The organism is Janthinobacterium sp. GW456P (genome assembly GCF_002127655.1).
Classification (GTDB): domain Bacteria; phylum Pseudomonadota; class Gammaproteobacteria; order Burkholderiales; family Burkholderiaceae_D; genus Janthinobacterium.
Genome location: NZ_NEHB01000060.1, coordinates 1 through 5,513 on the forward strand (window position 1 = coordinate 1; position 5,513 = coordinate 5,513).

General features: G+C 58.1%; 4 protein-coding genes. All 4 read left to right on the top strand.

Annotation, left to right across the window (positions count from 1 at the left end; translation table 11 throughout):
* Window positions 1-435 precede the first annotated feature (435 nt).
* The 4 genes from CBW66_RS28095 (at window position 436) to CBW66_RS28110 (ending at window position 5,272) form a co-directional block, all read left to right on the top strand.
* Entirely contained in the window at window positions 436-1,125 is a 690-nt protein-coding gene (locus tag CBW66_RS28095) for a hypothetical protein (protein WP_086141010.1), read from the top strand.
* 62 nt (window positions 1,126-1,187) lie between these two features.
* Window positions 1,188-2,666, top strand: a complete 1,479-nt coding sequence (locus tag CBW66_RS28100; RefSeq protein WP_086141011.1) for a DUF2868 domain-containing protein — start codon at window positions 1,188-1,190, stop codon at window positions 2,664-2,666.
* Entirely contained in the window at window positions 2,663-4,153 is a 1,491-nt protein-coding gene (locus tag CBW66_RS28105) for a DUF3482 domain-containing protein (protein ID WP_086141012.1), read from the top strand. Before CBW66_RS28100 ends, CBW66_RS28105 begins: the two co-directional genes overlap by 4 nt.
* Window positions 4,154-4,192: 39 nt before the next feature.
* Entirely contained in the window at window positions 4,193-5,272 is a 1,080-nt protein-coding gene (locus tag CBW66_RS28110) for a tartrate dehydrogenase (protein ID WP_086141013.1), read from the top strand.
* Window positions 5,273-5,513: the final 241 nt, after the last annotated feature.

The window sequence follows — 5,513 nt, forward strand, 5'->3', positions numbered from 1 at the left end:
CCCACCCCTTCCCATCCCGAACAGGACCGTGAAACAACTTTGCGCCGATGATAGTGCTGCAACCAGTGTGAAAGTAGGTTATCGTCAGGCTTGTTATTCGCAGTAGAGAAAAACCCGATCAGCAATGGTCGGGTTTTTTTTCGTCTGGGGGTTTTGTGGTGCTTGTTTGGCGCCGCTGGTGGTGTCGGATTACGCGCGCAGCGCTAAGCCGACCTACGCCGACCCCCACGAGCGACAGCGCAAGCCCCTGCGTTTGCGGCATGGAGGGTCTGATCCCGGCTATTGCAATGCGAATCAAGCGACGAAAAAAAAGGCAGCGCTGCGCGCTGCCTTTGTCATTTATCACCACATGTTGTGTACGGCGGGCACCGTCATGTTCTCTTCATATTGACACTGTACGATGACGTCCATTCTCATCAAGTAACGTGTGCATCCATGCTGGCCAAGCTTAAACTCGTCAAAACTCCCAAAGGCATCGATAGCATCCTGATGCTGTCGGCCATGCTGATACTCTGGATCGGCAATTACAGCAACCTCGACCTCATGATTGCCGACAGTATGTTCGACGGTGCGCGTGGACAATTTGTCGGCGCTGACAGCGTGTGGGCGCGCAGTTTTCAGATCGGTATGATCTTGCTTGGCGCCGTCATGATCGGGCTGGCCGTGTGGGACACCTTGCGTCCGCTGGCCTGGCTTGCTTCGCGTCGCAGCGCCTTGCGCGTGGTGGCGCTGTCGGCTATATTCGTGCCGCTAAGCATCTATTTGCTCTCTTCCTTCAGCGACGTGCCCTGTCCCACGGATTTGTTGCGTTATGGCGGACTGGAGCCGTACACGCGCCTGCTGGAAACATTGCCAGCCAGCGCATCTGCCATGGCATGCCTGCCTGCTACCCAGGCAAACACTGCCTGGTGGATGCTGGCCTTGCCATTGTTCTGTCTGCCCGGACGACCACGCACGGCGCTGCTGCTCGCTGGCGTCATGCTGCTGTGCGGTTTGGCGGCAAGCTGGCAGCAACAGTTGCAAGGTACGCAATTCTTTACACACACCTTATGGTCTGCCTGGATTGCTTCTTTCCTGATCTATCTGCTACATAATTTGTTCCGGGCCGAGGATGCGTTGGCCTGAAACACGAAAGTACGTCACAATCTGCCTGTCGAGTTGTCGTTTCATACAAAAACAGGAGCACCATGAACGAGCAGATTGCGAGAGAAGTGGTATTGGTTCGTGCTATCGAGACGGCCGACCAGAAAAAAGAAGTCCTCAGCGAGGATGACCGCATGTATGCCAGCCGCAGTGCGCGTGAGCTTGCGCAGTGGCAAGCTTCGGGCAAGCAGGCCGAAGTCACGGGTGACGATTTCCTGCAGCAGCGTTCCGAGCTGATCCTTAAGCGTATTACCGAGCGCACCCCCGCCTTCGCCGCTTTCGCGAAACGTCGTAACGGCATGAAAGCCCTGGCGCTGACTTTGCCCCTGCTGGCACTGCTGCTGGGCGCCGTGCTCGACCGCATCACGGATCCCCATCGCGTCGACTTGCTGTCGGCGCCCTTGCTGCTGATCATCGCCTGGAATGTGCTGGTTTACCTGGGCTTGCTGATCTGGCTATGCATCCCTTCGCATTCCCTGGGCTGGCCGAAGGCGGGACTGGTGCGCCACCTGAGCGTGGGCCGGCTGGCCTTGCCGCGCAAACTGCCGCATGCCTTGTCCTCGGGCTTGCTCAGTTTCATGGGGGAATGGGCGCACCTGAGCGCCAAGCTGACGGCCGCGCGAGTAGGCCGTACCATCCACCTGAGCGCTGCCATGTTTGCCATCGGCGCCGTCGCCTCGCTGTATGCGCGCGGTTTCCTGTCGCAATACGCGGCCGGCTGGGAAAGCACCTTTCTGAATGCCGGCCAGGTGCATAGCCTGCTATCGACCCTGTTTGCGCCGGCCATTGCCCTGTTTCATTTACAAGGTTTTTCGCTGGCGGAAATCGAAGCGCTGCGCTTCCCGCAAACGACGACCGTCGAAGGCGGCGCACGCTGGGTGCATTTGTATGCGGCGACGATTTTCCTGCTGGTGGTTGTCCCCCGCCTGATCCTGGCACTGGTCAATAATTGGCGCGCCGCGCGCCTGGCCAGGCAGTTTCCGCTGGATCTCGATCAGCCGTATTTCCGAAAACTTAATGAAAGTATCGGTGTGGCCACGGGTGGCATGCTGCGCGTCTTGCCCTACAGCTTTACTGTCGATGAGGCACGTCACAAGGGTCTGGGGCAAATCGCCCTCATGCTGTTTGGCGAGCAGGGGCGCATGATGCTGCGTCCATCAACGTCGTATGGCGAAGAGCCGCAGGACGTCTTGCGCGATACGGACTTGAACGATCCACAAGTCAATATCACTGCCGTGCTGTTCAATCTGACAGCAACGCCGGAAAAGGAAAATCACGGGGCCTTCCTCGATTACCTGGTGCAATCATCGGCGCGCGGCATCGCTGTCCTGATCGACGAGTCCAGCTATCTGGAGCGCGCGGGCGAGCAGGCGGATAACGGCGCGCGTCTGGCGGAACGGGTCGCCTTGTGGCAGCAGTTTTGCCAGTTCCATAAAGCCACGGCCACCGTGGTCAATTTGCTCAACCCTGCCTTGCACCCGCTCGATGCCGGTGTCGGCTTGAAAGTATCGGCAGCAGCATGAGTGTGAACGTGAATAAAGATGTGCAAGATGACGCGGTGCAGATTCAGTTTGCGCTGATTTCGCACACGAATAATGGCAAGACGACACTCGCGCGTACCCTCGTTGGGGTGGATGTGGGCGAAGTGCGCGACGCCGCCCACGTGACCGTGTTTGCCGAATCGCATACCTTGTTGGCCACGCCACAGGGTGATGCTTTGCAATTGTGGGACACGCCAGGCTTTGGCGACTCCGTGCGTCTGCTCAAGCGCCTGGGCCAGTCAGGCAATCCCATCGGCTGGTTTCTGCGTGAAGTGCTGGACCGTTATCGCGACCGGCCATTTTGGCTCAGCCAGCAAGCGCTGCGCACGGCCAAGGACGCGGCCGACGTGGTGCTGTACCTGGTGAATTCCTCGGAACATCCGAAGGATGCGGGCTACTTGCCGGCGGAAATGAAAATCCTGGCCTGGCTGGATAAGCCTGTGGTGGTCTTGCTCAATCAGATGGGGCCGCCGCGTCCGGGTAGTGAGGAACATGGCGAGCAGGCGCGCTGGCGCGAGCATTTGCAGCAATATCCCATCGTGCGCGATGTCCTGGCGCTCGATGCCTTTGCCCGCTGCTGGGTGCATGAACGCGTGTTTTACGAAGCTGTGGGTAAATTGTTGCCGCAGTCGCAGCAAGCAGGCTATGCGCGCTTGTTTGCTGCCTGGCAAGCGCAGAATACGGTGCGTTTCCGGCAGGCCATGCACTTGTTGGCCACGCAGCTGGCCGTGGCTGCACAGGATCGCGAGGCCATCGAGTTGGCGTCCAAGGGCTTGCTGAAATCGGCCTTGCAAGTCGTGGGCATAGGCAAGAATGCAGAGCAACAACGCCAGGAAAAGGCCATGGCCAGCCTGGTGGCGCGGCTCAATACGCACAGTGGGGAAACGACGCGTGAACTGTTGATCTTGCATAAGCTCGACCCCACCGATGCGCATAAGATCAATAGCCGGATACGGGAAAATTTCGCCGTGCGCGCGCCGATCGACAAGGCGCAAGCAGGGCTATTGGGCGCGATGATTTCCGGTGCGGCGACGGGGCTGTCGGCCGACCTGATTTCCGGCGGCCTGACTCTGGGCACGGGCGCCCTGCTTGGCGGTGTGGTTGGTGCGTTGACGTTTGCGGGCGCAGCCTGGGGCTTTAATTCCGGAACGGACCGCAATGAACCCACGATGCAATTTACCGATGCCTTCCTGCGCACCTTGATGGTGGCGGGCGTGCTGCGTTACCTGGCGGTAGCGCACTTTGGCCGTGGCCGCGGCAATTTTGTCGAAAGCGAGGCGCCGGCCTTCTGGCAGGATGAAGTCGAGCAGGCGGTGGCGCGTCATGAGAGCGCATTGGTCGAGTTATGGAAAGACGTGCGCCGCGCGAAGTCCAATGAACTGGCTGCCGAATGTGTGCAGCCCATCATCACGGCGATCACTGCCGATGTGCTGGCGCGTCTGTACCCGGACGTGAGGCAGCAGATGTAAATACGGGCTTCCATCGTCTATTTCCAATAGGGTTTCCCCATGAACATACATAAAATCGCCGTCATCGCCGGTGATGGCATTGGCAATGAAGTCATGCCGGAGGGCTTGCGTGTAATTGAAGCGGCCGCCCGACGTTTCAATATCGACCTGCAGTTTACGACGATGGCATGGGCCAATTGCGACTATTACCTGGAACACGGGCAAATGATGCCCTCGGACTGGTTCGCGCAGCTCAAGGATTTCGACGCCATCTATTTTGGCGCCGTGGGCTGGCCAGATAAAGTGCCCGATCATATCTCGCTGTGGGGTTCTTTACTAAAGTTCCGGCGTGAATTCGACGAATACGTCAACTTGCGTCCCGTGCGGCTGATGCCGGGCGTGCCATGTCCGCTGGCGAATAAAAAGCCGGGCGATATCGACTTTTATGTGGTGCGTGAAAACACGGAAGGAGAATATTCATCCGTGGGCGGGCGCATGTTCGAGGGAACGGAGCGCGAAACGGTGCTGCAGGAATCTGTGTTTACGCGCAAAGGCGTCGACCGTATCTTGAAGTATGCGTTTGAACTGGCGCAAAGCCGGCCTAAAAAACACCTGACATCGGCGACCAAGTCGAATGGTATCGCCATCAGCATGCCATTCTGGGATGAGCGAGTCGAAGCGATGGGGCCAGCGTTTCCCGATGTGCACTGGGATAAATACCATATCGACATCCTGGCTGCCCGCTTTGTATTGAGTCCCGAACGTTTCGACGTGGTGGTCGCGTCGAACCTGTTTGGCGATATCCTGTCTGACCTGGGCCCTGCCTGTACGGGGACGATTGCCATTGCACCGTCGGCCAATATCAATCCGGAGCGCACATTTCCCTCCGTCTTTGAACCGGTGCACGGTTCCGCGCCCGATATCTACGGCCAGAATATTGCCAACCCGATCGGCATGATCTGGTCGGGTGCCATGATGCTGGACTTCCTCGGCAATGGCGACGCTCGGTACACTGCAGCACATGACGCGATTGTGCACGCCATCGAACAGGTGCTCGAGCATGGCCCGCGTACGCCTGATATGGGCGGCAGCGCCAGTACGACCGATGTCGGCATGGCGGTTGCCGAATTGCTGAAATAAAGCTTGCCGCCCATGGGCGGCTTTGCTATAGTTCGCCTCCCCAATGAGACGCAGTCAAATGCGGCACTTGAGGATCACCGGAAACGGCGATGCAGTAAAAAAGAAGGAGTTGACGGATGTAGTGAAATGCTGCATACTCTTCCTTCTTCGCAGCTGACAAACACAACGCTTTGTCGATAGCGCGAAAGCAGTACCGAATACAGTTCTTTAACAATTAACAGTCGATAAGTGTGGGCATTTG

What these genes read in the sequence shown, in the direction of transcription:
- CBW66_RS28100 (WP_086141011.1), top strand. Translation starts at nt 1,188, where the DNA reads ATGAACGAGCAGATTGCGAGAGAAGTGGTATTGGTTCGTGCTATCGAG.
- CBW66_RS28095 (WP_086141010.1), top strand. Translation starts at nt 436, where the DNA reads ATGCTGGCCAAGCTTAAACTCGTCAAAACTCCCAAAGGCATCGATAGC.
- CBW66_RS28105 (WP_086141012.1), top strand. Translation starts at nt 2,663, where the DNA reads ATGAGTGTGAACGTGAATAAAGATGTGCAAGATGACGCGGTGCAGATT.
- CBW66_RS28110 (WP_086141013.1), top strand. Translation starts at nt 4,193, where the DNA reads ATGAACATACATAAAATCGCCGTCATCGCCGGTGATGGCATTGGCAAT.